The following is a 22,555-nucleotide window of genomic DNA, read 5'->3' as shown; positions in this document are numbered from 1 at the left end:
ATGTTTCAAAGCTCGTGGTGGGAGATAACCACCCATATCATCAGTCTCGCCGTCGCCTATGCGCTCGCCCTTCCTGTTGGCTGGGATCGCGAGAAGGACGCCCGCAGCGCAGGCATCCGCACATTCCCGTTGGTGGCCATCGCCAGTTGCGGCTTCGTGCTGGTGGGCATCGCGATCCTCGGCCGCACGTCTCCAGCGCAAGCCAGGTTGCTCGAAGGTCTGATTACGGGCGTCGGCTTCATCGGGGGCGGCGCGATTCTGAAGAAGGGCGACAAGGCGTCAGGTACGGCGACGGCGGCCAGTCTGTGGGCGACTGGGGCACTCGGCGCGGCCGTGGGCTACGGCCTATACGACATCGCCTTCATCCTGAGCGCCACCACCTTCCTCACCCTGCGCTGTTCTCGTCCGCTCAAGCGCGCCACCAATGGCGACGTCGGCACCTCGGCGAGCCCATGACGAGCCCTTGGGCGAGCCGATGGACGCGGCCTGTGCGATGCCTTACCCGGCGCTGGGCACCGGCGAGGACCATCGCGGCGCGGGACCGCCAACATCGCTTGCTGCGCTGGGCGACACTGCTGGAGCGCAATCCCCACCAGATCATCGGCCTGCTGTCCCCCTCGTGGGCGGGCGGTGACGCGCGCAGCACGATGGTCGATCGGCCGAGCGCGATCGATGTCGCATGGAGCGACGTGGTGCTGCGGGTGATGGGGTTGGCGGGACGATCGCGCGGTGAAGCAAAATCGTTCTTCGGGTTGTCGGATGCCGAACTGGATCGGATTGCCGCAGGTTCGTGGCGGTGTCCGGTTCGACCCGCTTGGCAGCTCGCCGTGCGGATCAGGAACGTCGAATGTCCGCGCCTGGAAAATCGGATCGTTGGGTCCGTCGTCGCCCTCCTGCTCGTGATTTGCGCGATCTCCTATTGGATCTTCTGACGAGGCTGGTTTGTGTTCGACATTATAACATCGATCCTCGCGTCACTAGGCGGCCTTGGCGTCTTCCTGTTGATGCTGGCGGAGAACGTCTTTCCGCCGATCCCGTCGGAAGTGATCCTGCCACTTGCCGGCTACACCGCTGCGCAGGGGCGCGGCTCGCTGTGGGTAGTGGCAATCGCCGGCACCCTTGGATCGGCTGCAGGGGCAGTGCTGTGGTACTATGTCGGCCGCTGGATCGGCATCGATCGATTGAAGCGCTTTGCTTCCCGCCACGGCCGATGGCTGACGTTGACGCCCGGTGAGGTCGATCATGTCGACCGCTGGTTCGACCGCTACGGTCGTTGGGCGGTTCTGTTCGGGCGCATGGTCCCGGGAGTCCGGACCCTGATTTCGGTGCCCGCTGGGGTCAGCGGGATGCCCCTTGGTCCATTCTTGGTCTCGACGCTCGCCGGCTCGGCCATATGGACCGTGATCCTCGTGCTGGCGGGCTATGAGCTGGGCGAGCGCTATAGCCAGGTGGCGAGCGTCATCGAGCCGGTCAGCAACGCCGTGCTCGCGCTGGCCGTCATCTGGTATCTTTGGCGGGTCGCGACTTTCGGGCGATCAAGGGGTGGCCACTGATGGCTGGCCTGCTGCCCGTGCCTCCTGCCGGCCTTTGGCTCATAGCGGCTTCGATGCTTGTCCGCATCACACGCTTCGCACGTGCCTTTAGCCTGATCTCGCCAGCTAGCGCGATCGTTCTCATCAAGTGGGTTGCACGGCTTCACCGCAACGGATTTCACGCATGGCGTCGCAACGGAGGGAAGTGGCGTTGGGCCGTAACATGGAGAGGATCAACATAATGAGAAACAGTAAATAGCGGGTGCTCATCGCCGCTGGACCCTTCTCGCCTTTGCGGACGCAACCGCCCATCGCGAGCGCCTGTCTCGACACGAAGCGTCGCAGAAGAGCCCGGCCTAATCACCGGCTCCAGGAGATCCGGTGGCTCGCTACGCGACGTCGTTTGGATGGGGATACCTGACGCAAGGTGAAACCGCGCCCATATGTCGAACGAGCCCGAAACCCTGTGGGGATCAGCGGGTGTTCGCAGTTGCCGGGTTCTAGCAGCGCACAGAGGACGGCAACGGCTTCACGATGGTGACGTGTGCCCCCAACACGCTCGTTGCGCCGATCCATCCCAAGGCGATGATTACGATCCTGGAGCCTGAGGATGTCGATACTTGGCTGCGCGGCTTCTATGACGAGATCGTCGCCCTGCAGAAGCCCTATGACCCCGCCAGGATGACGGTACGCGGGCCGGTCTTTCCGACCCGACGCCCCGAACGCTAAGGCGAAGCCTAGCGGCTCCGATCCTTGCCACGATCCGGGGGCGGCGTGCTCCGGTCGGGCGGCGGGGCGGACGCCCCTTCGAGCGCGGCCCCGATCTTGATCCGGTCGGCGACAAGCTGGCGAGTGGATTCCCCGACCGTGTTGACCATGCGCGCGCTTTCGCCGCGCTCGCGCGCCTTCTGCATGGCGTCGTCGACGATCGTCTGGGCGGGCGCGAGACGTGGGTCGGCGTGGTTCTTCTCGGCCGTGTTCTTCAGGAACAGCTCGGCGAGCCGCTCCTGGCCTGGCGAAGCCCCAGGCGGCAGGATCGGTCGCTCCAGCGAGCGGACGGCGCGCTGGAGCTGCGCTGGCTGCTGCGAATTGATCTGGACGCCGAGAGCCGCGCCGATCTCGCGCACGCGCTCAAGCGGGGTCTGCTGGGGCGTGATGACGGCATCGACCTGACGCACGCCCAGATAGGTGAGAAGGTGCGATTGGTAGATCGGACCTTTGGCGTGGCGAACATAGGCCAGTTCGGTGCGTGCGTTGGCGATGACAGGGGATGGGGCGCCATCCCTAACGAGGCTGCGCAGCCGGTCGGCCGCCTGCTGGCGGGCGGCGGGAAGGTAGCGGTCCAGTTCCTCGCGTGCCTTAGTCAGCGTCACCCGGTAGCGCTGCCCTTCGGGCGGCGCGCGTTGAGGCAGCAAGGCGATCCCGGCAGGGCCGATCCGCGCCTCGGGCGCGAGGTCACGACGGATCGCCGCCTCGGCGAGCACGGCGGCCATAGGCCGATGATCGCCGGTGAGGAAGCCATGCCGGGACGCGTCCATCCACGCGGTCTTATCGATCGACGCGATCCGTATGGGAGGGCCGGCATCGCGGGCGAGCTGCGCCGCATGGTGGCGCATCGTCCGCCCGTTCCCCTCGCGGAAAGGGTGAATTGCATTGATCTCGTTGATGTGGTTGCCGAGCCGGTCGAAAAACTCATCGCGGGCGAGGCCCTTCAGGGCGTCGCCCGCGCGCGCGTCGGCAAACCGCTTGTCGAGCTCGCGCGCGATGTAAGGCACGTGCGCGAAACTGGAGCCGCCCTTGGCGATGTTGACGGTGCGGTCCTGACCCGCCCAGTCGTAGAGGTCCTGGAAGAGGTGCCGATGCAGGGCGCGATAGCCGTCGGCCGTCGCTGGAAAGGTCAGGCGCGCGGCTTCTGCGCCGCGCGCCAAGGTCAATCTCCGCTCGGCCTCCATGAGGGTCTTGTCGTCCGTGATCCCAAGCCGGTTCCGGAGCGTGTCCGTACCGGGGTAGGTGTAGGGATCGTCTGCCAAGGTCAGGCCGCGATCTGGTGGGTTCCTGGCTTGTAGAGGCCGAGGATGATGGACGGCATGAGCGAAGGGGGAACACCCTCATCGAGCATCATGGCGAACATGGCATCCTCGTCGCCGGTCGGCGTCATGTCCTCGATGACGAGGTTGGCGCGCGCCTCTGCTACGTCCTCGCGCCAGAGCGCGATCTGCTCGGGGGTGCCACGCTCAAAGTCCATGGAGCGGATGCGCTCGCGCAGCGTGTCGAGATTGATCTGGGCCATCGCGTCATCCTTTCGCCGTTAACCCTACGCGCTCCCCCGCGATTTCTCAACAAATCACGTTGGCGCAGGTCCGTTTCGGCACGGTTGATCCGCGCTCAATCGAGCGCGGATCGCTACGCCACAGGCGTTAGTATTCGCTGGCCAGCATGATCGTCAGCACCCGTTTAGTCTGCTCGGGATTCCACGGAGCGTCACTGCCGTAGGTGAGGCTCGTGTCGTAGCAGTCGATCTTCCAGAACACCGTCTGCACAACCGCCTTTGCATCGTCCGGACGGTCCTGCGTCCACGCGCCGGTTGCGAGCTTATAGATCGCGCCGAAATCGTGCTCGCCATGAGGGTCGTTGTTGCCATCGAACTTCGTGAACCGGGTGATCGCGACCAACGCGGCGAAACGGTCCAGCTCGGGGAGGGCCTGGAATCCCATCGTAACGTTGGCGAGGCTCGCGAGGCCAGGGTGGGTACGCGCCGCATCGTTGAGACGCCGGATGGTGTCGATCTGCTCGGGGGTCGGCATGGGTGATCCTCCTTGTTGGCATGGGCCGCAAGGCCGTTCGGCCTCACGGCCCTGCCTGTCCGGCGAGGACGGGATGGGGAGGGGAACGAGAATCTTGGTAAGCTGGCGCGGGCGAGCCGCCCTAGCGCGGCCGGCACCGACGGGGCCGGGCGCCGCGCTTGGCGGCTTACACGGGCGGCAAGATTGTCGTTCGGGAACGAAAGGGCGGCGCCCTTGGCGTTCCCCGGCGCGGGTCGCCCCGCGCCAGACAAACGGATAAGGTTCGGGAGGGGACTTCGGGGGGAAGCGCGAATGTCGAACTGGGCGGAGCGGGCGTCGGCGTCGTTGCTACCGCTCAGCCGCGCGAGCACCCTTGGCGCCGCGCTCAAGGAGTGGACCTATACGGGGCGCTTCTTCGACCTCGAAGCGGCGGACGGCACCTGCGAGCTGTGCGGGCAGCAGGAGCTTCGCTACCATTTCGAGATCGAGAACGACGGCACGTCCGCGTCGTTGCTGGTCGGCTCCGAGTGCATCAAGCGCTTCGAGATCGCCGGCATTGACGAGCAAGGGCGACAGCTCGATGCACGCGATACGGGAAAGCTGGTGGACCGTCACCGCCGCGGCCTGGTGGAGGACGCGCGCAAGCAACGCGTCATGACCGCGCTGCTCAAGCTCGGTCGCAAGGCACCCGACTTCGACGCGCAGAACTTCATCGCCTTCGTCGACGACAAAGGTGCGTTCACCCCCAACCAGGTGGCGATGATCTTCTGGCGGCTCGGCTCGGCCGGGGTGGAGTATCGCCCGGCCGACTGGAAGGTGCGGCTGCGCCGCGACAGCGATATCGGCCAGCTCCGAACGATGAAGCCGGCCGCTTTCAAGCGAGTCATGGCGGCGCTCACCGCGGCGCAGCGGCGCCGGATCGACGAAATCGAGGCTCGCTTAGCTCAGTATGGGCAGCGCTGGCGCGAGTGATGTGCCGCCCGCGGTGCGGACCGTGATTTTCTGCTTTCGTTCCGCTCGGCCCTGACTCATAGAATCGTCATGCCGATCATGCCGGAACATCGCTGGCTGTACCCGATCGACTGGCCCGAGCTGTCCAGGCTGATCCGGTTCGGCCGCGCTAAAGGCCGCTGCGAGCATTGCCGACGGCCGCACGGTGCGCGCGTCTTCCATCTTGGCGATGGTCGCTGGTGGGATGCCGATCGCCGACAGTGGCGCGACGGGCGGGGACGGCGCATCCGTGTCGTCGGGGCAGACGTCGCCGCGATCGTCCGGCTCACGCGGGTGTATATCGCCTGCGCGCACCTCAATCACGACCCGACCGACAATGCGCCGCGCAATCTCGCCGCGCTCTGCCAGCGCTGCCACATGATCCACGACGCGGCCGAGCATCGCCGGCGCCGGTGGTACAACGCCTATCGCAGGCGTGCGCTGGGCGATCTTTTGGCTCTGCTCGATGGGCTGCCGACGATCGGGGCGGGGCAGGGTGTGCCACGTGGCACACCTGCGCGTCACACCGCCTAAGCCCCCCATTCACTCGAACCGCGGTAAGGGAGAAGGCCTATCGCTCTATGATATATCTGCTATGCTGGATATATGGAAAACGAGTTAGCGATCGCGGCACTGGGGGCGTTGGCGCAGGGCACGCGCCTCGACGTGTTTCGTCTGCTGGTGCGGCACGAGCCTGACGGGTTGGCTGCAGGCGAGATCGCCCGCCGGCTGGATGTGCCGCAGAACACGATGTCGGCGCACCTTGGTATTCTGGCCCGTGCCGGCCTCGTTCGCTCCGAACGGCACAGCCGGTCGATCATCTACCGCGCCGACCTCGACGGGCTGCGCGCGCTAACGCTGTTCCTCGTCAAGGATTGCTGTGCCGGCAACGCCGAATTGTGCGGGCCGCTCATCGCCGAACTCGCTCCCTGCTGCTGAAAGGACGCCCCATGAGCCGGACTGACTCGGTCGTCGACATCGTCATCTACCACAATCCCGAGTGCGGCACGTCGCGCAACGCGCTCGCCATGATCCGCAATGCCGGCATCGAGCCGCACGTGGTCGAATATCTGAAGACCCCGCCGTCGCGCGCGCTGCTGGTCGAGCTGATTGAGCGGGCGGGCATCTCGCCGCGCGAGCTGCTGCGCGAGAAAGGCACGCCCTATGCGGAGCTGGGGCTCGGCGACACCACACTGTCCGACGAGGCGCTGGTGGACGCGATGATGGCGCACCCGATCCTCATCAACCGCCCGCTGGTCGTCTCACCCTTGGGCGTGAAGCTCTGCCGCCCGTCCGAAGCCGTCCTCGATCTGTTGCCGAGCGGGCAGCTCGGCGCGTTCGCCAAGGAGGACGGCGAACAGGTGGTGGACGCGTCCGGCGAGCGGGTCGGCTGAGCCCATGTCGACGATCGCCCCTGTCGCCGGACCTGCGCCGGCGCGCGCCGGCATCGGCACCTTCGAGCGCTACCTGACGCTCTGGGTGGCGCTCTGCATCGTTGCCGGCATCGGCTTGGGGCACCTTTTGCCCGGCCTGTTCGCGCGCGTTGCCTCGGCCGAGGTAGCGCGCGTCAACCTCATCGTCGCGGTGCTGATCTGGCTGATGATCGTACCGATGCTGCTCAAGATCGACTTCGGCGCGCTCGGGTCGGTCCGCCAGCATTGGAAGGGGGTGGGCGTCACACTGTTCATCAACTGGGCGGTGAAGCCCTTCTCGATGGCAGCGCTTGGCACATTGTTCATCGGTTGGCTGTTCGCGCCGCTTCTGCCCGCAGGGGAGGGGCCGTCCTACATCGCTGGCCTGATCCTGCTCGCTGCGGCACCGTGCACGGCCATGGTGTTCGTGTGGTCGAACCTGTGCGAGGGCGAGCCGACCTACACGCTGTCCCAGGTCGCGCTGAACGACGTCATCATGGTGTTCCTGTTCGCGCCGCTCGTCGGGCTGCTGCTCGGCGTCGCTTCGGTGACGGTGCCGTGGGACACGCTGCTGATCTCGGTGATGCTCTACATCGTCGTGCCGGTCATCGCCGCCCAGCTCGTGCGCCGTGTCGTGCTGACGAACGGCGGACAAGCCGCGCTCGACCGGCTGCTCGGTCGCTTGGGGCCGGTGTCGCTCGTCTCGCTGCTGGCGACGCTCGTCCTGCTGTTCGGCTTCCAGGGTGAGGCGATCGTGGCGCAGCCGTTGGTGATCGCACTGCTTGCGGTGCCGATCCTCATCCAAGTCTATTTCAATGCAGGTCTAGCCTACTGGCTCTCGCGCCGCTTCGGCGTTGCCTGGTGCGTGGCGGCGCCTGCGGCGCTGATCGGCGCATCCAACTTCTTCGAATTGGCCGTGGCGGCCGCGATCTCGCTGTTCGGGCTCAAGTCGGGCGCGGCGCTGGCCACGGTCGTCGGCGTGCTGGTCGAGGTGCCCGTGATGCTGTCGGTCGTCTCGATCGTGAAAGCATCCCGGGGCTGGTACGAGCGCGGGGCGCACGCATGACCGGCCTCCGCGTCACGTGTCTCGCGCCGGGCGAGCTGGATGATCTGGCCGGCGCGCTGGCAGCCGCCAAGCTGCCGACCGCCGATCTCGCCGAACCCGGCCGCGCCTTCGTCCGCTTCGACGACGACGCTGGGTTGGTCGGGTTCGGCGGGATCGAGGGCGAAGGGTCGGACCGCCTGCTCCGCTCGCTGGTGGTCTTGGCCGATCGCCGGGGCGCCGGCATCGGCGGTGCGATGCTGGCGCTGCTCGAGGGCGAGGCGCGCCGGCTCGGCGCCGAGCGGCTCCACCTTCTGACCGACACCGCGGCGCCATTTTTCCGGGTGAACGGCTATGCAGAGGCCGATCGCGCTGCGGCGCCGCCTGCGGTTGCCGCCTCGCGCGAGTTCACCGCGCTCTGCCCGGCGTCGGCCACCTTTCTCGTGAAAGCTCTTTGATGCCGCTTCGTACGCTCACCGATCCCGACCTCCTGCCGGCACTCGATCCAGCCTATATCCGCGCGCGGCCCGCCACAGGGCTCGGGCCGCTTGATCCGGCACCTCGGATACTCCTGCTCTACGGCAGCTTGCGTGAGCGCTCCTTCTCGCGGCTCGCCACGGAGGAAGCGGCACGCCTGCTGCAGTTATTCGGCGCGGAAACGCGGATCTTCGATCCCTCGACACTGCCGCTCCCCGACCAAGTGGCCGGAGACGATCACCCGGCCGTCCATGAGCTGCGCGAACTGGCGCTGTGGTCCGAGGGCCAAGTCTGGTGCAGCCCGGAACGTCACGGCCAGATCACCGGCATCATGAAAGCGCAGATCGATCACCTGCCGCTCGAGATGAAGGGCATGCGCCCGACCCAGGGCCGTACGCTCGCGGTGATGCAGGTGTCTGGCGGATCGCAGTCGTTCAACGCCGTCAACACGCTGCGGCTGCTCGGCCGCTGGATGCGGATGCTCACGATCCCGAACCAGTCGTCGGTCGCGATGGCCTACAAGGAGTTCGACGAGGCCGGACGCATGAAGCCGTCGAGCTATTATGACCGCATCGTCGACGTGATGGAGGAGCTGGTCCGCTTCACGGTCCTGCTACGGCCACACGCGACGCAGCTCGTAGAACGCTACTCGGAGCGCAAACACGCAGCGGTTCCTGTGACTTCAACTGACGATCTGTCGTCCATCGCTACCGGACACATATAATCGGCAATACCCAAGGAATTGGTATTGGGACGAGGCCGACTCACTTGAGCCGCAGGCCGGCGCTCACCGTAGTTTGACGAGAGGTTTGTGACCACCACCAGCAGCTACGATTTAACATAATCTATCTTATCGAACTGGCTGATTGTAAGCGCTAAGTACAAATGGCACCAGCCCGCTAGATAGAAATGGCACTCTGCGGTGCTATCGGCGGGTCGCCGGTGTCATAGCCGTTCTCGGCAACGAGGACGCGCATTGTATGACGGTGCTGGCGATGAGTGCTGCTGAGATCACCCGGTTCGACACGCTGATGCGGCTCGACCGCGGCGAGATCCGGGTTGCGGACGCGATGGAGCTGCTCGGCCTTGCGAGGCGGCAGGTGTACCGGCTGCTGGGCCGCCTGCGACAGGACGGCGCCAGCGGCCTGGTGTCGCGCAAGCGAGGACGACCGAGCAATCGACGCTACAGCGACGCTTTCCGCGCCGAGGTGGCCACGCTGGTGCGCGAGCACTACGCCGACTTCGGACCGACGCTGGCGCGCGAGTACCTCGCCGAGCGCCATGGCATCGGCCTGTCGTGCGAGACCCTGCGGCGCATCATGATGGAGGCCGGGTTGTAGCAGGACCGTGCGGCCAAGCGCCCTCGCCCGTATCAGCCGCGCTACCGGCGTGACTGCCGCGGCGAGCTCGTCCAGGTCGACGGCTCCAAGCACTGGTGGTTCGAGGGCCGCGGTCCGCAATGCACGCTCCTGGTCTTCATCGACGATGCCACCAGCGAGCTTATGCACGTCGAGATGGTCGAGAGCGAGAGCACCTTTTCCTACATGCGCGCGACGAGGACCTACCTCGAGCGGCACGGCAAGCCGGTGGCCTTCTACACCGACAAGCACAGCGCCTTCCGCAACAACACGGCCTCGGCGAAGGGCGACGGCATGACCCACCTCGGCCGTGCGTTGGACCGGCTCAACATCGAGCTGATCTGCGCGAACTCGCCGCAGGCGAAGGGGCGCGTCGAGCGCGTCAACGCGACGCTGCAGGACCGTCTGGTCAAGGCGATGCGGCTACAGCGCATCTCCACCATCGACCAAGCCAACGCCTTCCTCCCCTCCTACATGGCGCAGCACAATCGTAGGTTCGCCAAGGCGCCGTTCGACCCGCGCGACCTGCACCGGCCGCTGGCCATCCACGAAGACCTGGAGGCGGAGCTGGTGTGGCGGGAGCAGCGCACCGTCACCGGCGCCCTCACCCTGCACTACAACAAGGCCATGTTCATCCTGGAGCCCTCCCCTGCCTCGCAGGCGCTCGCGCGCAAGAAGGTGGACGTGTGCGAGTACCCGGATGGCCGGCTTGAGATCCAGCATGAGGGCACGGCCCTACCCTATCGCATGTTCGACAAGATGCGCCGCGTGAACCAGGCTGCTGTGGTCGACAACAAGCATCTCGACGCAGCGCTGGCACTAGCGCGCACCATCCAGCAGGTTCAGCCGCACCATACCAAGCGCAACAACAACGAGCCGGCTCGCACAGCTCAGTCGGCCGGCGTGTTCAAGGCATCCTCCCCGGCTTCATCCGGTCAGAAGCTGGACCGTCGTACGCTCGGCAACAGCAGGCTCAAGCGTGGTCCCCGCCTCTCCAACGAAGAGCTGGTTGCGCGCGGCCTCGGCGAGTACGCCCGCTAACGGCCAGAGCCGACATCGGTTGGCCTCCACCCACCGAAACGGGCGTAGAGCGTCGGCAGGACGAACAAGGTCAGCAGCGTCGCCGAGATCAGCCCGCCGATTACCACCGTGGCGAGCGGCCTCTGGACCTCGGCGCCCGCCCCATGCCCCAGCGCCATCGGCACGAAGCCAAGACTGGCGACGAGCGCAGTCATCGCGACGGGCCGCAATCGGAGCAGTGCTCCCTCACGTGCGGCACGCGCCCGGTCCATCCCTTCCCGCATCAGATCGTGGATGGAAGACACCATCACCAGCCCGTTGAGCACCGCTACGCCAGACAGTGCGATGAACCCGACCGCGGCCGAGATGGAGAAAGGCAGACCGCGGAGCAGGAGCGCGAGAATACCGCCAACCAACGCCAGCGGCACGCCAGTGAAGACCAGGGCCGCGTCGCGCAGCGATCCGAGCGCACCGTAGAGCAGCAGCATGATGACGGCGAAGCATATTGGCACCACGATCGTCAGGCGTGCCCGGGCGCTGGCCAGGTTCTCGAACTGCCCACCCCAGGTGAGATAGGTGCCGGCCGGTAAGGCAACCTGCTGCGCTATCTTGGCCTGCGCTTCCTCGACGACGCCGGCTACGTCTCGCCCGCGCACATTGGCTTGGACGACGACACGCCGTTTGCCGTTCTCACGGCTGATCTGGTTCGGCCCGTCGCCGAGACCGATGTCGGCAACGCTGGCGAGCGGCAAGAACGATCCGCTCGCGGTGGGCACCGGAATCTGCCCGAGGGTCTGCAAATCGGCGCGTGCCGTTTCGCCGAGACGGATCACGACCGGGAAGCGGGCGTCGCCTTCGAAGATCACGCCAGCCTGCTTGCCGCCTACGGTTGCCGCAACGACGTCCTGGACATCGCCGGCAGAAACACCGACGCGCGCCATCGCGTCCCGGTTGGGACGAATGTCGAGAAGCGGCAGTCCTTCGGTCTGCTCCACCCGGACATCCGCTGCACCAGGCACCTTGCGCATCACGTCCGCGATCTGGACCGCGGTCGCATTCATGCTGGCAAAGTCGTCGCCAAACACCTTTACCGCGATATCGCCGCGCACGCCGGCGACGAGCTCATTGAAGCGCATCTGGATCGGCTGCGTAATCTCGTAGCCGTTCCCCGGGATGGTCGAGACCTTCTTCTCGATGCGCTCGACCAGTTCCTCCTTGGGCAGGTTCGGGTCCGGCCATTCCTTACGTGGTTTCAGCATAACAAACGTGTCGGTCGCGTTGGGCGGCATCGGATCGCTGGCGATCTCCGACGTGCCCGTCCGCGAGAAAGCGTATTGCACCTCCGGTTCGCGGCTGATCGTCTTCTCAACCGCGAACTGCATCCGCTGGCTCTGTTCGACCGACGTGCCGGGCGGGCGCCAGGCCTGGACGAGGATGTCGCCCTCGTCGAGCTGCGGCAGGAACTCCTGACCCAGCGTTGTGAAGGCAAGCGCCGCCAGCACGACGCCGGCAAGCGCGCCCCCTATCGTGAGACTGGGACGCCGCATGGCAGCATCGAGCCCAGGCTCGTAGCGGCGCTTGAGCCAGACCACGATCCGGCTTTCCTTCTCCTCGACCTTGCCCGCGAGGAAGGCGGCAATAGCCGCCGGTACGAAGGTCAGGGACAGCACGAAAGCGAAGACGAGCGCGATGATGACGGTCAGCGCCATCGGTTCGAACATCTTGCCCTCCACGCCGCTGAAGGTGAGCAGCGGCGCATAGACGAGGATGATGATCGCCTGCCCATAGACTGAGGGCCGTATCATCTCGCGGGCCGACGCCGCCACGATCGCGAGGCGTTCCTTGAGCGGGAGGACACCTCCGGTTTCGTGCTGGCGCGTGCCGAGGTGGCGCAGTGCGTTCTCGACGATGATGACCGCGCCATCGACGATGAGGCCGAAGTCGAGCGCGCCGAGGCTCATCAGATTGGCCGAGACGCCGGCACGCAGCATCCCCGTGGCGGTGAGCAGCATGGTGATCGGAATCACCATCGCGGCGATCAGCGCCGCGCGGAAGTTGCCGAGCAGCACGAACAGCACCACGATGACCAGCACCGCGCCTTCCGCGAGGTTGCGGGCAACCGTCGCGATCGTGGAGTTCACGAGCTTGGTACGATCGAGCACCGGTTTGACCACGACATCGGTCGGCAGCGATCGGCCGATGGCCTGAAGCCGTTCACCGACGTCGGTCGCGACGGTGCGGCTGTTCTCGCCGATGCGCATCACGGCTGTGCCGACGACGACCTCGTGACCGTTCTCGGACGCCGAGCCGGTGCGGATGCCCTGCCCGGCCTTAACGGTTGCCACCTGATTGAGCACGATCGGCACACCGTCGCGGCTTGCGACCACGGTGCGTGACAGCTCATCAGCGGTACGAACCCGCGCGTCCGAGCGGACGAACAACCCTTCGCCGTTCCGATCGACCGTGCCTGCGCCGATGCTGGTGTTGCTGCGCTCGAGCGCGGTAGCGAGGTCCTGGACCGTCAGTCGCATCGATGCCAAGCGCTGGAGGTCCGGAATGACCAGATATTCACGGTCGAACCCACCCAGCGAGTCTACGCCAGCGACCCCTTCGGTCCCGCGGAGCTGCGGCGACACGATCCACTCCTGAACGGTGTGAAGATAGGTCGCCTTGTCGCGTTCGTTGACGAGGTGTTCGCCTTCGGGGGTGATGTAGCTGCCGTCGCGCTGGAGCCCGGGTTCGCCATCCCGATGCTTCACGCGGTTGAGTTCTTGAAACTCGACGGTCCACATGAAGATGTCGCCGAGACCGGTCGCGATCGGCCCCATCTCGGGCATGACGCCCTGCGGCAGCCGTTCCTCGGCCATCCGCATCCGCTCGGCGACCTGTTGGCGAGCGAAGTAGATGTCGGTCGCGTCGGTGAAGACGGCCGTGATCTGGGCAAAGCCGTTGCGGTTGAGCGACCGGGTATAGGCAAGACCCGGAATACCCTTGAGCGAGGTTTCGATCGTGAAAGAGACCTGCCGCTCGATCTGATCGGGCGACAGCGATGGTGCGAGGACGTTTACCTGCACCTGGTTGTTCGTGATGTCCGGGACGGCATCGATGGGGAGGCGCTGGAGGGCGAAGATGCCCGCGAGCGCGGCGACAAGAGTCAGCAGCAGGACTAGCCAGCGCCGCTCGACCGAGAAGGTGACGAGGCGGGAGATCATGGGCTCAGTCCATGTCCATCCCGCCACCCTTGCCGAGTTCGGCTTTCAGGGTGAACGAGTTAGTGGTGGCGATCCGCTCCTGGCCATTGAGGCCGGAACTGATGATGACCTGATCGCCATTGCGGCGACCGGCCGTGACCGGGGTGGCGTGAAAGCCGGTCGGGGTGCGGACGAAGACGACTGTGCGGTTCTCGATGCTTTGCACCGCGGTGGAGGGGACCGAGACGCTACGATCGCCGTTGGCGGGCAGCATGAAGCTCGCCGTCACCGGCTCGCCCACCCGCCAGGTATTCCCCGCATTGTCGAGCGTGGCGATGACAGGCACGAGGCGCGTGCTGTCATCGAGCGCTGGGGACACGAACGACACCCGTCCTTCCTGTCTACGACCGGCTGCGGTTACCTCAACCCGCGTACCCGGCCGGATACGGCTTGCATCCGCGGGCGAGACCGAGGCGGTGATCGTCACCCGCGAGAGGTTCGCAACCCGGTAGAGTTCGGCGTTCGCATCGACAGTCTGGCCGAGAACCGCCGGACGGGCGATTACCTGACCTGAGATCGGCGAGCGCATGGCGATGCGGTTGAGGGCACCACCACCGCCCCCCGTGGTACCGAGCTGTTGCTGCGCGAGGCGCAGCGCGATTGCCGCCTCCGTCGCTGCGGTCCGCGCCGCCACCAGGTCTTGTTCGGGCGAAACGCGCTCGGCAAAAAGCCGCTGTTCGCGCCGAAGGTTCGACTGTGCCAGTGCGGCGCGGGCGCGAGCGGCCTCGACTTCCGCCTTCAGAGAAGCGGCCTCGCGGCTCTCGATCACCGCCAGCGGGTCACCCTGCCGGACGGGCTGGCCGAGGTTGCGTGTGAGCGCGACCAAGCGACCGCCGATGGTTGCGGAGACAACCTGGACGCCTTGGGGATCGCCCTGGATGAGCGCGGGCAACTCGATCGCGCCGGCGACCCCGCCCACGGTCGGGCGGGCGACCTCAATGCCGGCGTCGGCGATCTGCCGCGCCGTGAGCGTCACCGCATCCTTATCCGTCTTCTTCTCGGCCCCCTCGCCCTTCTCCATGCCCTCCATACCGGCCATGTCGTCGGTCTTCTTCTCGGCCCCGCCGCACGCAGCGAGCGCCAGCGGAAGCAAGGCGGACAGTAGGGTCCGCGCATGATTGGTTTTCATCGTGCGTCCTTCGCATCGTTAGGCGCCGGGGCGGCGAGCCGTTCCAGCCGGGCCTGTGCGTCATGATAGGCGGCCAGCGCGTCGACCGCGGCCGCACGGGTGTCGGCAAGCGTGCGTTCGGCCTCGAGGAGATCCAACTGACCGAACTTGCCTTCGCGGTAGCCGATCCGCGCGATCCGCGCGGCTTCCTGCGCCGCGGCAAGCGTCGGTCCGGTCGCGTTGCGGGCTGTCGTCGCCGCATTCGCAACGTCGCCCTGTGCCGTGGCGATGGCCTGTTCCGCATCGAGCAGCGCGAGGCGGCGCTGCGCGTCCGCCTGGGTGCGTTGAGCAGAGGCCAGATCAACGGCCGCTCGGCCATTGTTGAACAGTGGCAAGGGCACCGACACGCCGAATACCGCGGCCGTATCGTTGGTCATCTCCAGCCTGCGTGCGGACGCGCTGATCGTTACGTCGGGAACCCTCTGGCTTCTGGCAAGGCGGACCTGCGCCGTCGCCGTGGTGAGATCGGCCTGCACCGCCGCGGCCGTCAGCGTGCCTTCACTGCGCACCGGCAACCGTGGTCCTGCGCCTTCGATCCGGGCGAACCAGGCTGTATCCAGCGAGCTGGGGCCGCGCCCGATCAGCCGGGCAAGATTGCCGAGCGCCACTTGGGCGGATCGCTCCGCGCGCTCGGCCGCTCCTTCCGCATTCAGCCGAGCTACGTCGGCGCGCTGCTCTTCGAGCGGTGAGGCGCGACCGGCCGCAACGCGAACCCGCGCTGCACGCAGTACCTCGTTTGCGATCCCGACCTGTTCGCGGGCGGTGACTACCCTGCGTTGCGACGCCGCGGCATCGTTATAGGCCTGCGTGACCCGCAACCGGAGATCGGCCTGTATGATTGCCGCTTCGAGCGACGCGCGGTCGAGTTGCGCATTGGCGACCGCGACGCGCGCGGACCGCTTGCCGCCGAGTTCAAGCGGCAAAGATACGCCGACCGTCGTTTCGGCCGAGCGCAGTCCCTTATAGATACCGGTGCCGGCGACGTTCTCGCTCATCGCGTCGAGCGACGGATTAGGCCGCAAGCCGGCGATCGAGCGTTGCGCTTGCGCCGCCTGAATGCCCGATCGGGAGACCTCGACCGCCGGCGATACTGCACCGGCCGCGGTAAGAGCTTCATCAAGGGTCAGCGGCGGTGCCGACGCCTCCGTGTCCTGTGCCTGTGCCGAGTTGCTCGACGCACAGGCTGTCGCGACCAGCACGGCCGCTATCATGCGCTTCATTGTAGATGCTCCTGACGAACCAGTCTCAGGCGCCGGAAGGCGCCCGGTGCGTCGTCAGGCCTGTGGTGGTCGAAGCGCCGGGTCGCTCTGATGCGCAAGCCAGACCGGAGCCTTGTGGCTCGCAAATTCGGCCCAACTGTCGATCACGGCGACGTCGACACTATGCTCAGCGGGTGCGGCGACATGGTGGCCGTGACAGACGGTGTGATGATGAGGATAGCCCTTATCCGCATCCGCCGGCACCTCGTCGCAGTCGCCAGCCATGTGCATGATTGTGTTGACCTGAGAGGTCTCGATGCACCCGACGCCTTCCGTAGCCTCCGCCATGCCCGCCCAGCCGGTCAGGACCAGCATCAGACAGGCGAGAAAGGGCAGCAGCTTGCGCATGAGCTTGCTCCTTATCATTCCGCGAGAATGGCGTGACCCGCGATCATCGGACGCTACCCGGCCAGCGTTGCGTTCGACTTTCATGAGCTGCCACCCATTTCTGCCAATGCACCTCGGGTAATCTCCCAAGCGGAGTGCAGGAACAGGACCGCAATGATGCCGGCGACCGCGAGGTCGGGCCATGCCTTCCCGGTCCATGCCACCAGGCCGGCGGCAATGACGACGGCGATGTTGGCGAGCGCATCGTTCCGGCTAAACAGCCAGATAGCCCGTACATTGGCATCGCCCTCGCGAAACCGTGACAGGACGAGCGCCGCGCTGACGTTGACGATAAGGGCGACGATCCCGATGCCGCCCATCAGATCGGCGTCGGGTGCCACGGCGTTCATCGCGCGCCAGATGGCAAAGCCGATGACACCCAGACCCAGTGTTCCGAGGAACAAGCCTTGGGCGAGAGCGACCCTTGAACGGGCTGGCGCCGTCCAGCCCAACGCGATGAGGCCGAGCAATGAGATCGTGCCGTCGCCAATGAAGTCGAGCGCATCGGCTTTGAGCGCCTGACTGTCGGCGACGAACCCACCGACGATTTCGATCAGCCCGAAGCCCAGGTTCAGGAGGACCACGATCCATAGGGCACGCCGATAGGCAGCGTCGCGCTCCGCACGTTTCGTGTCGCCCGTGCAGCCGCACGTAGAGGATTCGCTTGCGCTCATCCCGCTCCGTTACGATCTACAGTCACTGTAGGAGCAAGCGTAAAATTGCGAGGACCGCAGGGTGTTGATGATCGGCGACATAGCGAAACGGACCGGGACCAAGGTCAACACGATCCGTTTCTACGAAGATATAGGCTTGATGCCGGAGGCTGCGCGCACGGCAGGCGGGCGCCGCACCTATGGTGATGCGGAGGTTCGCCAGCTCGCTTTTATCCGTCACGCCCGTGATCTGGGGTTCTCGACTGACGAAATCCGATCCCTGATCGCTTTGTCGGCCAACCCCGATCAGGATTGTAAGGAAGCAGGCTCGCTCGCCGGCACCTTGCGAGCGTGGAAGACCGCATTGCCCGCCTGACGGCGCTCCGAAACGCATTGGCTGATGCGACACGGGATTGCGAGGGCGGCAGGATCGCCGATTGCCGGGTTATGGAAGCGATCACGATGCCGGCTGATTTGGACAGCGGAACGCGGGTCTAAGCTGCACATACGCAACTCCTGACGAAGCCCGTCAGGATTGCGGCGCTGTCGCGATGCTGGAGGGGTCCGTGGTGGTGTCGATCGGCATCCCGGCTTCCTTGCGCTCCGAATAGCGATCTACGAGTTGGGCAGTGTGTGGGCGCAGCAGTATCGTGAACCGCACCAGCTCCTCCATCACATCCACAATCCGGTCGTAATAGCTCGACGCCTTCATGCGCCCGGTGTCATCGAACTCGTTGAACGCCTTGGCGACGCTCGACTGGTTCGGGATCGTCACCATCCGCATCCAGCGACCCAGCACGCGCAGCGTGTTGACGCTGTTGAAAGACTGTGATCCGGCCGACACCTGCATGACCGCGAGCGTGCGTCCCTGCGTCGGACGCATCCCGCCCATCGACAGCGGCAGATGGTCGATCTGCAGCTTCATGATGCCGGTGATCTGGCCGTGACGTTCCGGGCTGCACCACACCTGTCCTTCCGACCATAGAGACAGCTCGCGCAGCTCGTGGACGGCCGGATGGTCGTCGCGGGCATGTTGGTCGGGCAGCGGCAGCGTCGATGGATCGAAGATGCGTGTCTCGCACCCGAAGAACCGGAGCAGGCGCGCCGCTTCCTCGACGCACAGCCGGGAGAAGGACCGTTCGCGCAGCGAACCATAGAGCAGAAGGATACGTGGCGCGGGATTGCACGGGCCGAGCCCGACAGCGGGTCGCTGGATGGCATAGGCGGGATCGAGCGCCGGTAGGGTATCGGGATCGGCGAGCGTGCGGAGCGGCATCAGAGAGCTTTCACGAGATAGGCGGCCGACGCGGGGCACAGTGCGGTGAATTCGCGCGATGCGGCGATGGCCGGGGGAGCAGCGCCGCGATCGGCATCGGCATAGCCGAGCGCCCGGAAGAATGGTGCGGCCGTGGTCGTCAGGAGGTGCAGGCGCTCCACCCCGAGGTCGTGTGCCTGTCGTTCGAGGTCGGCGACCAACACCCGCCCGAGGCCAAGTCGACGGCGATCGGGGACGACGACGATCGAGCGGAGCAAGCGGTCGGCCCCTGCTCCCTCGAGCCCACCGAAACCGACGAGGCTACCGGCCTCGATCCGGAAGAACAGGCGGCCGGGATCGGCGAGATCGGCACTCGGCAGGTTCGCGGCATCGAGCAATTGTGCCAAGCCAGCCAGACCGGCAGGTTCGAGCACCGTGGCGACCATTCTGGTCATGCGATGCTGATCCTGATCGCAAGCCCCGCGAGCGTGATGAGCAGCACCGGCAAGGTGAGTGTCACGCCGACACGGAAGTAATAGCCCCATCCGATCCGCACGCCCTTTTGCCCGAGGACGTGGAGCCAGAGCAGCGTCGCGAGTGAGCCGATCGGCGTCAGCTTGGGGCCGAGATCGCAGCCGATCACGTTGGCATAGATCATCGCTTCCTTGATCGCGCCCGTGGCGTGGGTGGCGTCGATCGACAGCGCGCCCACCAACACAGTCGGCATGTTGTTCATCACCGACGACATAATCGCCGCGATCACACCCGTACCCAGCGCGGCGCCCCACACGCCGCCTTGCGCCGTGCGATCGAGCAGCGCCGCCAGATGGTCGGTCAGGCCGGCGTTCCGCAGGCCATAGACGACCAGGTACATGCCGAGAGAGAAGATCACGACCTGCCAGGGTGCGCCGCGCAGCACCTTGGCCGCTGAGATCACATGGCCGCGCCCCGCGATCACCAGCAACAGGATCGCGCCGGCAGCGGCGACGGCGCTGACCGGCACGCCGAGCGGTTCGAGCAGGAAGAACCCGGCGAGCAGCAGCCCAAGCACGATCCATCCGGCGCGGAAGGTCGCGGCGTCGCGGATCGCGTCACGCGGCGTACGTAGCGCGCCTACGTCATAATCCGCCGGTATGTCGCGCCGGAAGAACAGCAGCAGCGCGCCAAGCGTCGCTGCGATCGACACCAGGTCGACCGGCACCATCACGGACGCATAGTCGCCGAACCCGATCCGGAAGAAGTCGGCCGACACGAGGTTGACGAGGTTCGACACGACCAGCGGTAGGCTGGCGGTGTCGGCGATGAACCCCGCCGCCATGACGAACGCCAGCGTCGCCTTGTCGTTGAAGCCCAGCGCCCGCAGCATGGCGATGACGATCGGCGTCAGGATCAGCGCCGCCCCGTCGTTGGCAAACAGCGCGGACACGCCTGCGCCGAGCAGCACGATCAGGACGAACAGCCGGCGACCATGCCCGCCGCCCCAGCGGGCGACGTGCAGCGCCGCCCACTCGAAAAATCCGGCTTCGTCGAGCAACAGGCTGATGACGATGATCGCGACGAACGCGGCCGTCGCGTTCCAGACGAGGACCCATACCACCGGCACGTCGGACAGGGTGACGACACCCGCGAGCAGCGCCACCATCGCCCCGCCCATCGCGCTCCACCCGATCCCGAGGCCCTTGGGTTGCCAGATGACGAGCGTGATCGTCGCGACGAAGATCAGGACGGCAAGGAGCATCAGGCGACGCGCTGGCCCGACGCGTCCACCACCTGTTCGCCGTCTTCCTTGGCGAACGCGCCGAGCTGGCCGCTCGGCAGCAGATCAAGGACGGCTTCAGAAGGGCGGCACAACTCCACGCCGAGCGGCGAGACGACCAGCGGCCGGTTGATGAGGATCGGGTGTGCCATCATCGCATCGACCAGCGCATCGTCGGATAGCGACGTGTCGCCCAGGCCCAGCTCGGCATAGGGCGTCCCCTTCTCGCGCAGCAGCGCGCGGGGCGTCATGCCGGCGCGGTCGATCAGCTCGACCAGCAGCGCACGCGCGGGTGGGGTCTTCAGATACTCGACCACGTGCGGCTCGATGCCGGCGTTGCGAATAAGACCGAGCGTGTTGCGCGACGTGCCGCACTCGGGGTTGTGATAGATGACGATATCGACGGACATGGGACGTCCTTTCAGCAGCAGGGGGTGAGTTCGGCGACGAGCGGCGCGCACAGCTCCGCATTGCCGGCGCAGCAGTCCTTGACGAGGAACAGCGTCAGCGCGCGCAGGCCGTCCAGATCGGCGCGATAGATGATCGATCGGCTATGGCGTTCCGATTGGACCAGTCCCGCGCGAGCAAGAATGCCGAGGTGCGCCGACATGGTATTTTGCGGCACGTCGAGCTGGCGGGCGATATCACCCGCAGCCATGCCGTCCGGCTCGTGCCGCACCAACAGGCGGAACACGTCGAGCCGTGTCCCTTGCGCAAGCGCGCCTAGCGCAGCGATAGCCGAATCGTTTTCCATATATCCAGAATAGACGATATATTGGGCTTGTCCAGTTTTGCGCACGCTGTCTCGCCGTCAGCACTTGCCGGAATGGCAATAACGGCCATGCGGGATTGATCGCGCCAGTCGTCGATCCGGCGCCGGCCTCTCACATCGCCGATACGGGTGGTTCCAACGTGCCCAGCCAGGCAACGAGCGCCAGGATCGTGATGGCGCAGCCACCCTCGATCGCGAGACTGCGCAGCAGAGTGCCGAGTGCGCCGCGAAGATCGGCCGCGGCGATCGAGCGCTCGAGAGCCGGTGTCAGCCGGAAGCGATTAAGCGACGCGAGCCCCAGCATCGCGCCCAACAGCGCGAGTTTGGCGAGAAGAAGCTGGCCGTAGAGGGTGTCGGGAAGGCGCTGCAGATTGCCGACGCCAACCAGCAGCCAGCCATTCACCAGACCCGTTACCACGATCGTGCCGACCAGAATCGTACCCGCGAGACCGAAGCCGTGCAGTGCGCGATGGCTCAGTCGGAGATGGGCGACGTCGACGCGACTAGGCGCACGCGTGACGAGCAGCGTCAGACCGAGCAGGGCGCCGACCCAGGCGCCGGCTGCCCATAGGTGCAGAATATCCGCCAGTAGATGAACCCAGCCGGTCGCACCCTCGTCCATTGCGCCGTGACCCGTCCAGGCGAGCGTTGCGAGCGCGATCCCCGCCGCGACCGCAACCAGGCCGAGCGGAGCGGTCCGTCCTCGCGCGATCAGCGCGAAAATGGTCCCGACCACCAGCGCGATCATGCGAGTTTCCCACGCCGTGCCCGTCGCAGATCTGGTAAGCAGCATTCCGATCGCCTCGCGGTCGACCGGCCAGGGCGGCGCCCCTGCCATCGCCGCAGCGAGGAGCGCGAGAGCGATGCAGGAGAACAGGAGCCCCAGCAGGCCGCATCCGACGAGCCACGGGCGTAAGGCGATGGCGTCCGCGCGTTCGCCGCCCTTGAGGCCGTAGAGGCCGAAGGTCGATAAGCCGAACAGGCCACTCAGCGTCATGTAGAGCGCAAAGCGAACCGCGATCAGCGGCCAGTCGGCGTCCACCTTACTTCACTGCGAAGGCGATATTGCCGGTGACGCGGTGCGTGTCGGCCGAGACGACATGCCATGCGACGCTATAGCGTCCTGCGGCGAGCGGCGCCTTCGGCGTGACGACGAGGGTGCGGCCATCTCCGCCGACCGCGGCCGCGGCGGTGACCTTCATCGGTGCATGCTCGGTGCCGCCATGACCGGTCATCACGAGGTCCGCGCCCGAAAACTTCGGCATCAGCTTCTCGCTGAAACGAAGCGTGATGCGCGCAGGCTTGGCGACGGTCGCGTTCGCTGCCGGCGAGGCCGACAGGAGCTTGGGATGAGCCTGGGCGGCGCCGGCGATGCCGAGAAGGGCCAAGGTGGCAGGCAGGAAGATGCGACGCATGGGGCTACTCCGTGAGGTTCGTGCT

Annotated in this window: 26 protein-coding genes and 2 pseudogenes; 13 read left to right on the top strand and 15 right to left on the bottom strand. The window is 66.1% G+C overall.

What is annotated here, in order from left to right:
• From ABLE43_RS19185 to ABLE43_RS19170, 4 genes and pseudogenes are all read left to right on the top strand, one after another.
• Positions 1–456 (top strand): MgtC/SapB family protein, encoded by a 456-nt coding sequence (locus ABLE43_RS19185; protein ID WP_041043235.1) that lies wholly within the window; start codon positions 1–3, stop codon positions 454–456.
• 98 nt (positions 457–554) lie between these two features.
• Positions 555–932, top strand: a complete 378-nt coding sequence (locus ABLE43_RS19180; RefSeq protein ID WP_348979798.1) for a hypothetical protein — start codon at positions 555–557, stop codon at positions 930–932.
• A 12-nt stretch (positions 933–944) separates the two neighbouring features.
• Entirely contained in the window at positions 945–1,553 is a 609-nt protein-coding gene (locus ABLE43_RS19175) for a DedA family protein (RefSeq protein WP_041043233.1), read from the top strand.
• Positions 1,554–2,003: 450 nt separating this feature from the next.
• Positions 2,004–2,261, top strand: a pseudogene (locus tag ABLE43_RS19170) (SOS response-associated peptidase family protein); the annotation flags it as partial.
• Between the two features lie 8 nt (positions 2,262–2,269).
• Here the strand turns inward: ABLE43_RS19170 and ABLE43_RS19165 are convergent.
• The 3 genes from ABLE43_RS19165 to ABLE43_RS19155 all read right to left on the bottom strand — a co-directional run bounded on the left by ABLE43_RS19165 (position 2,270) and on the right by ABLE43_RS19155 (position 4,336).
• Positions 2,270–3,562, bottom strand: coding sequence for a Fic/DOC family protein (locus ABLE43_RS19165; protein ID WP_348979797.1), 1,293 nt, complete (start codon positions 3,560–3,562; stop codon positions 2,270–2,272).
• A gap of 2 nt (positions 3,563–3,564) precedes the next feature.
• Positions 3,565–3,822 carry a hypothetical protein gene (locus ABLE43_RS19160; RefSeq protein WP_041043231.1) on the bottom strand — a complete coding sequence of 86 codons (258 nt, stop codon included), beginning with the start codon at positions 3,820–3,822 and terminating at the stop codon, positions 3,565–3,567.
• A 127-nt stretch (positions 3,823–3,949) separates the two neighbouring features.
• A complete protein-coding gene (locus ABLE43_RS19155) occupies positions 3,950–4,336 on the bottom strand; it encodes a DUF3768 domain-containing protein (protein WP_041043230.1) in 387 nt (128 codons plus the stop codon).
• A 291-nt stretch (positions 4,337–4,627) separates the two neighbouring features.
• Here ABLE43_RS19155 and ABLE43_RS19150 point away from each other — a divergent pair, with 291 nt between their 5' ends.
• From ABLE43_RS19150 to ABLE43_RS19110, 8 genes and pseudogenes are all read left to right on the top strand, one after another.
• The gene (locus ABLE43_RS19150) at positions 4,628–5,287 is read left to right on the top strand and encodes a hypothetical protein (RefSeq protein ID WP_348979796.1); all 660 of its coding nucleotides are present in this window, start codon (positions 4,628–4,630) and stop codon (positions 5,285–5,287) included.
• A gap of 69 nt (positions 5,288–5,356) precedes the next feature.
• The gene (locus ABLE43_RS19145; protein ID WP_058733677.1) at positions 5,357–5,839 is read left to right on the top strand and encodes a hypothetical protein; all 483 of its coding nucleotides are present in this window, start codon (positions 5,357–5,359) and stop codon (positions 5,837–5,839) included.
• 72 nt (positions 5,840–5,911) lie between these two features.
• On the top strand, positions 5,912–6,244 hold the full coding sequence (locus ABLE43_RS19140) for an ArsR/SmtB family transcription factor (protein WP_041043227.1): 333 nt from the start codon (positions 5,912–5,914) through the stop codon (positions 6,242–6,244).
• 11 nt (positions 6,245–6,255) lie between these two features.
• A complete protein-coding gene (gene arsC, locus ABLE43_RS19135) occupies positions 6,256–6,699 on the top strand; it encodes an arsenate reductase (glutaredoxin) (RefSeq protein ID WP_058733678.1) in 444 nt (147 codons plus the stop codon).
• Positions 6,700–6,703: 4 nt separating this feature from the next.
• Positions 6,704–7,783, top strand: coding sequence for an ACR3 family arsenite efflux transporter (arsB, locus tag ABLE43_RS19130; protein WP_058733679.1), 1,080 nt, complete (start codon positions 6,704–6,706; stop codon positions 7,781–7,783).
• The gene (gene arsN2, locus ABLE43_RS19125) at positions 7,780–8,217 is read left to right on the top strand and encodes an arsenic resistance N-acetyltransferase ArsN2 (RefSeq protein ID WP_052490788.1); all 438 of its coding nucleotides are present in this window, start codon (positions 7,780–7,782) and stop codon (positions 8,215–8,217) included. The genes arsB and arsN2 (ABLE43_RS19125) overlap by 4 nt, the downstream gene beginning before the upstream one ends.
• Positions 8,217–8,960, top strand: coding sequence for an arsenical resistance protein ArsH (arsH, locus tag ABLE43_RS19120; RefSeq protein ID WP_348979795.1), 744 nt, complete (start codon positions 8,217–8,219; stop codon positions 8,958–8,960). The genes arsN2 (ABLE43_RS19125) and arsH (ABLE43_RS19120) overlap by 1 nt, the downstream gene beginning before the upstream one ends.
• Positions 8,961–9,216: 256 nt before the next feature.
• A pseudogene (locus tag ABLE43_RS19110) lies at positions 9,217–10,635 on the top strand (ISNCY family transposase).
• On the opposite strand, the gene ABLE43_RS19105 reads toward ABLE43_RS19110, so the two are convergent.
• The 5 genes from ABLE43_RS19105 to ABLE43_RS19085 form a co-directional block, all read right to left on the bottom strand.
• Complete coding sequence (locus ABLE43_RS19105) at positions 10,632–13,826, bottom strand: efflux RND transporter permease subunit (protein WP_219753437.1); 3,195 nt, start codon at positions 13,824–13,826, stop codon at positions 10,632–10,634. The pseudogene ABLE43_RS19110 and the gene ABLE43_RS19105 overlap by 4 nt on opposite strands.
• A 4-nt stretch (positions 13,827–13,830) precedes the next feature.
• Positions 13,831–14,994, bottom strand: a complete 1,164-nt coding sequence (locus tag ABLE43_RS19100) for an efflux RND transporter periplasmic adaptor subunit (protein ID WP_069319171.1) — start codon at positions 14,992–14,994, stop codon at positions 13,831–13,833.
• Complete coding sequence (locus ABLE43_RS19095; protein ID WP_219753436.1) at positions 14,991–16,253, bottom strand: TolC family protein; 1,263 nt, start codon at positions 16,251–16,253, stop codon at positions 14,991–14,993. Before ABLE43_RS19095 ends, ABLE43_RS19100 begins: the two co-directional genes overlap by 4 nt.
• 54 nt (positions 16,254–16,307) lie before the next feature.
• The gene (locus ABLE43_RS19090) at positions 16,308–16,640 is read right to left on the bottom strand and encodes a hypothetical protein (protein WP_131818578.1); all 333 of its coding nucleotides are present in this window, start codon (positions 16,638–16,640) and stop codon (positions 16,308–16,310) included.
• Between the two features lie 80 nt (positions 16,641–16,720).
• Positions 16,721–17,353 carry a cation efflux transmembrane domain-containing protein gene (locus tag ABLE43_RS19085; protein WP_069319174.1) on the bottom strand — a complete coding sequence of 211 codons (633 nt, stop codon included), beginning with the start codon at positions 17,351–17,353 and terminating at the stop codon, positions 16,721–16,723.
• A 67-nt stretch (positions 17,354–17,420) separates the two neighbouring features.
• Here ABLE43_RS19085 and ABLE43_RS19080 point away from each other — a divergent pair, with 67 nt between their 5' ends.
• Positions 17,421–17,708 (top strand): MerR family transcriptional regulator, encoded by a 288-nt coding sequence (locus ABLE43_RS19080; RefSeq protein ID WP_425475290.1) that lies wholly within the window; start codon positions 17,421–17,423, stop codon positions 17,706–17,708.
• A 153-nt stretch (positions 17,709–17,861) separates the two neighbouring features.
• Here the strand turns inward: ABLE43_RS19080 and arsH (ABLE43_RS19075) are convergent, their stop codons facing one another.
• The 7 genes from arsH (ABLE43_RS19075) to copC all read right to left on the bottom strand — a co-directional run bounded on the left by arsH (ABLE43_RS19075) (position 17,862) and on the right by copC (position 22,530).
• Positions 17,862–18,608 carry an arsenical resistance protein ArsH gene (arsH, locus tag ABLE43_RS19075; protein ID WP_069319176.1) on the bottom strand — a complete coding sequence of 249 codons (747 nt, stop codon included), beginning with the start codon at positions 18,606–18,608 and terminating at the stop codon, positions 17,862–17,864.
• Entirely contained in the window at positions 18,608–19,042 is a 435-nt protein-coding gene (gene arsN2, locus ABLE43_RS19070; RefSeq protein WP_420911749.1) for an arsenic resistance N-acetyltransferase ArsN2, read from the bottom strand. Before arsN2 (ABLE43_RS19070) ends, arsH (ABLE43_RS19075) begins: the two co-directional genes overlap by 1 nt.
• On the bottom strand, positions 19,039–20,325 hold the full coding sequence (locus ABLE43_RS19065) for an arsenic transporter (protein ID WP_348979793.1): 1,287 nt from the start codon (positions 20,323–20,325) through the stop codon (positions 19,039–19,041). The genes arsN2 (ABLE43_RS19070) and ABLE43_RS19065 overlap by 4 nt, the downstream gene beginning before the upstream one ends.
• A complete protein-coding gene (gene arsC, locus ABLE43_RS19060; RefSeq protein WP_069319179.1) occupies positions 20,325–20,753 on the bottom strand; it encodes an arsenate reductase (glutaredoxin) in 429 nt (142 codons plus the stop codon). Before arsC (ABLE43_RS19060) ends, ABLE43_RS19065 begins: the two co-directional genes overlap by 1 nt.
• An 11-nt stretch (positions 20,754–20,764) precedes the next feature.
• Positions 20,765–21,097, bottom strand: a complete 333-nt coding sequence (locus tag ABLE43_RS19055) for an ArsR/SmtB family transcription factor (RefSeq protein ID WP_069319180.1) — start codon at positions 21,095–21,097, stop codon at positions 20,765–20,767.
• Positions 21,098–21,227: 130 nt separating this feature from the next.
• Positions 21,228–22,157: a copper homeostasis membrane protein CopD gene (gene copD, locus ABLE43_RS19050; RefSeq protein ID WP_131818579.1), complete on the bottom strand. Its 930-nt coding sequence runs from the start codon at positions 22,155–22,157 to the stop codon at positions 21,228–21,230.
• 1 nt (position 22,158) lies between these two features.
• Positions 22,159–22,530: a copper homeostasis periplasmic binding protein CopC gene (gene copC / locus ABLE43_RS19045; protein ID WP_069319181.1), complete on the bottom strand. Its 372-nt coding sequence runs from the start codon at positions 22,528–22,530 to the stop codon at positions 22,159–22,161.
• Positions 22,531–22,555: the final 25 nt, after the last annotated feature.

Source organism: Sphingomonas silueang (assembly GCF_040049155.1).
Taxonomy (GTDB): domain Bacteria; phylum Pseudomonadota; class Alphaproteobacteria; order Sphingomonadales; family Sphingomonadaceae; genus Sphingomonas; species Sphingomonas silueang.
Note: the sequence above shows the minus strand (reverse complement) of the source record. Positions and strands in the feature narration are given on the sequence as shown.

Excerpts from the sequence above, each read along its gene's own strand:
- ABLE43_RS19185 (WP_041043235.1), top strand. The coding sequence starts at position 1 with ATGTTTCAAAGCTCGTGGTGGGAGATAACCACCCATATCATCAGTCTC.
- ABLE43_RS19160 (WP_041043231.1), bottom strand. The coding sequence starts at position 3,822 with ATGGCCCAGATCAATCTCGACACGCTGCGCGAGCGCATCCGCTCCATG.
- ABLE43_RS19155 (WP_041043230.1), bottom strand. The coding sequence starts at position 4,336 with ATGCCGACCCCCGAGCAGATCGACACCATCCGGCGTCTCAACGATGCG.
- ABLE43_RS19150 (WP_348979796.1), top strand. The coding sequence starts at position 4,628 with ATGTCGAACTGGGCGGAGCGGGCGTCGGCGTCGTTGCTACCGCTCAGC.
- ABLE43_RS19145 (WP_058733677.1), top strand. The coding sequence starts at position 5,357 with ATGCCGATCATGCCGGAACATCGCTGGCTGTACCCGATCGACTGGCCC.
- ABLE43_RS19140 (WP_041043227.1), top strand. The coding sequence starts at position 5,912 with ATGGAAAACGAGTTAGCGATCGCGGCACTGGGGGCGTTGGCGCAGGGC.
- arsC (WP_058733678.1), top strand. The coding sequence starts at position 6,256 with ATGAGCCGGACTGACTCGGTCGTCGACATCGTCATCTACCACAATCCC.
- arsB (WP_058733679.1), top strand. The coding sequence starts at position 6,704 with ATGTCGACGATCGCCCCTGTCGCCGGACCTGCGCCGGCGCGCGCCGGC.
- arsN2 (WP_052490788.1), top strand. The coding sequence starts at position 7,780 with ATGACCGGCCTCCGCGTCACGTGTCTCGCGCCGGGCGAGCTGGATGAT.
- arsH (WP_348979795.1), top strand. The coding sequence starts at position 8,217 with ATGCCGCTTCGTACGCTCACCGATCCCGACCTCCTGCCGGCACTCGAT.
- ABLE43_RS19105 (WP_219753437.1), bottom strand. The coding sequence starts at position 13,826 with ATGATCTCCCGCCTCGTCACCTTCTCGGTCGAGCGGCGCTGGCTAGTC.
- ABLE43_RS19100 (WP_069319171.1), bottom strand. The coding sequence starts at position 14,994 with ATGAAAACCAATCATGCGCGGACCCTACTGTCCGCCTTGCTTCCGCTG.
- ABLE43_RS19095 (WP_219753436.1), bottom strand. The coding sequence starts at position 16,253 with ATGAAGCGCATGATAGCGGCCGTGCTGGTCGCGACAGCCTGTGCGTCG.
- ABLE43_RS19090 (WP_131818578.1), bottom strand. The coding sequence starts at position 16,640 with ATGCGCAAGCTGCTGCCCTTTCTCGCCTGTCTGATGCTGGTCCTGACC.
- ABLE43_RS19085 (WP_069319174.1), bottom strand. The coding sequence starts at position 17,353 with ATGAGCGCAAGCGAATCCTCTACGTGCGGCTGCACGGGCGACACGAAA.
- ABLE43_RS19080 (WP_425475290.1), top strand. The coding sequence starts at position 17,421 with ATGATCGGCGACATAGCGAAACGGACCGGGACCAAGGTCAACACGATC.
- arsH (WP_069319176.1), bottom strand. The coding sequence starts at position 18,608 with ATGCCGCTCCGCACGCTCGCCGATCCCGATACCCTACCGGCGCTCGAT.
- arsN2 (WP_420911749.1), bottom strand. The coding sequence starts at position 19,042 with ATGACCAGAATGGTCGCCACGGTGCTCGAACCTGCCGGTCTGGCTGGC.
- ABLE43_RS19065 (WP_348979793.1), bottom strand. The coding sequence starts at position 20,325 with ATGCTCCTTGCCGTCCTGATCTTCGTCGCGACGATCACGCTCGTCATC.
- arsC (WP_069319179.1), bottom strand. The coding sequence starts at position 20,753 with ATGTCCGTCGATATCGTCATCTATCACAACCCCGAGTGCGGCACGTCG.
- ABLE43_RS19055 (WP_069319180.1), bottom strand. The coding sequence starts at position 21,097 with ATGGAAAACGATTCGGCTATCGCTGCGCTAGGCGCGCTTGCGCAAGGG.
- copC (WP_069319181.1), bottom strand. The coding sequence starts at position 22,530 with ATGCGTCGCATCTTCCTGCCTGCCACCTTGGCCCTTCTCGGCATCGCC.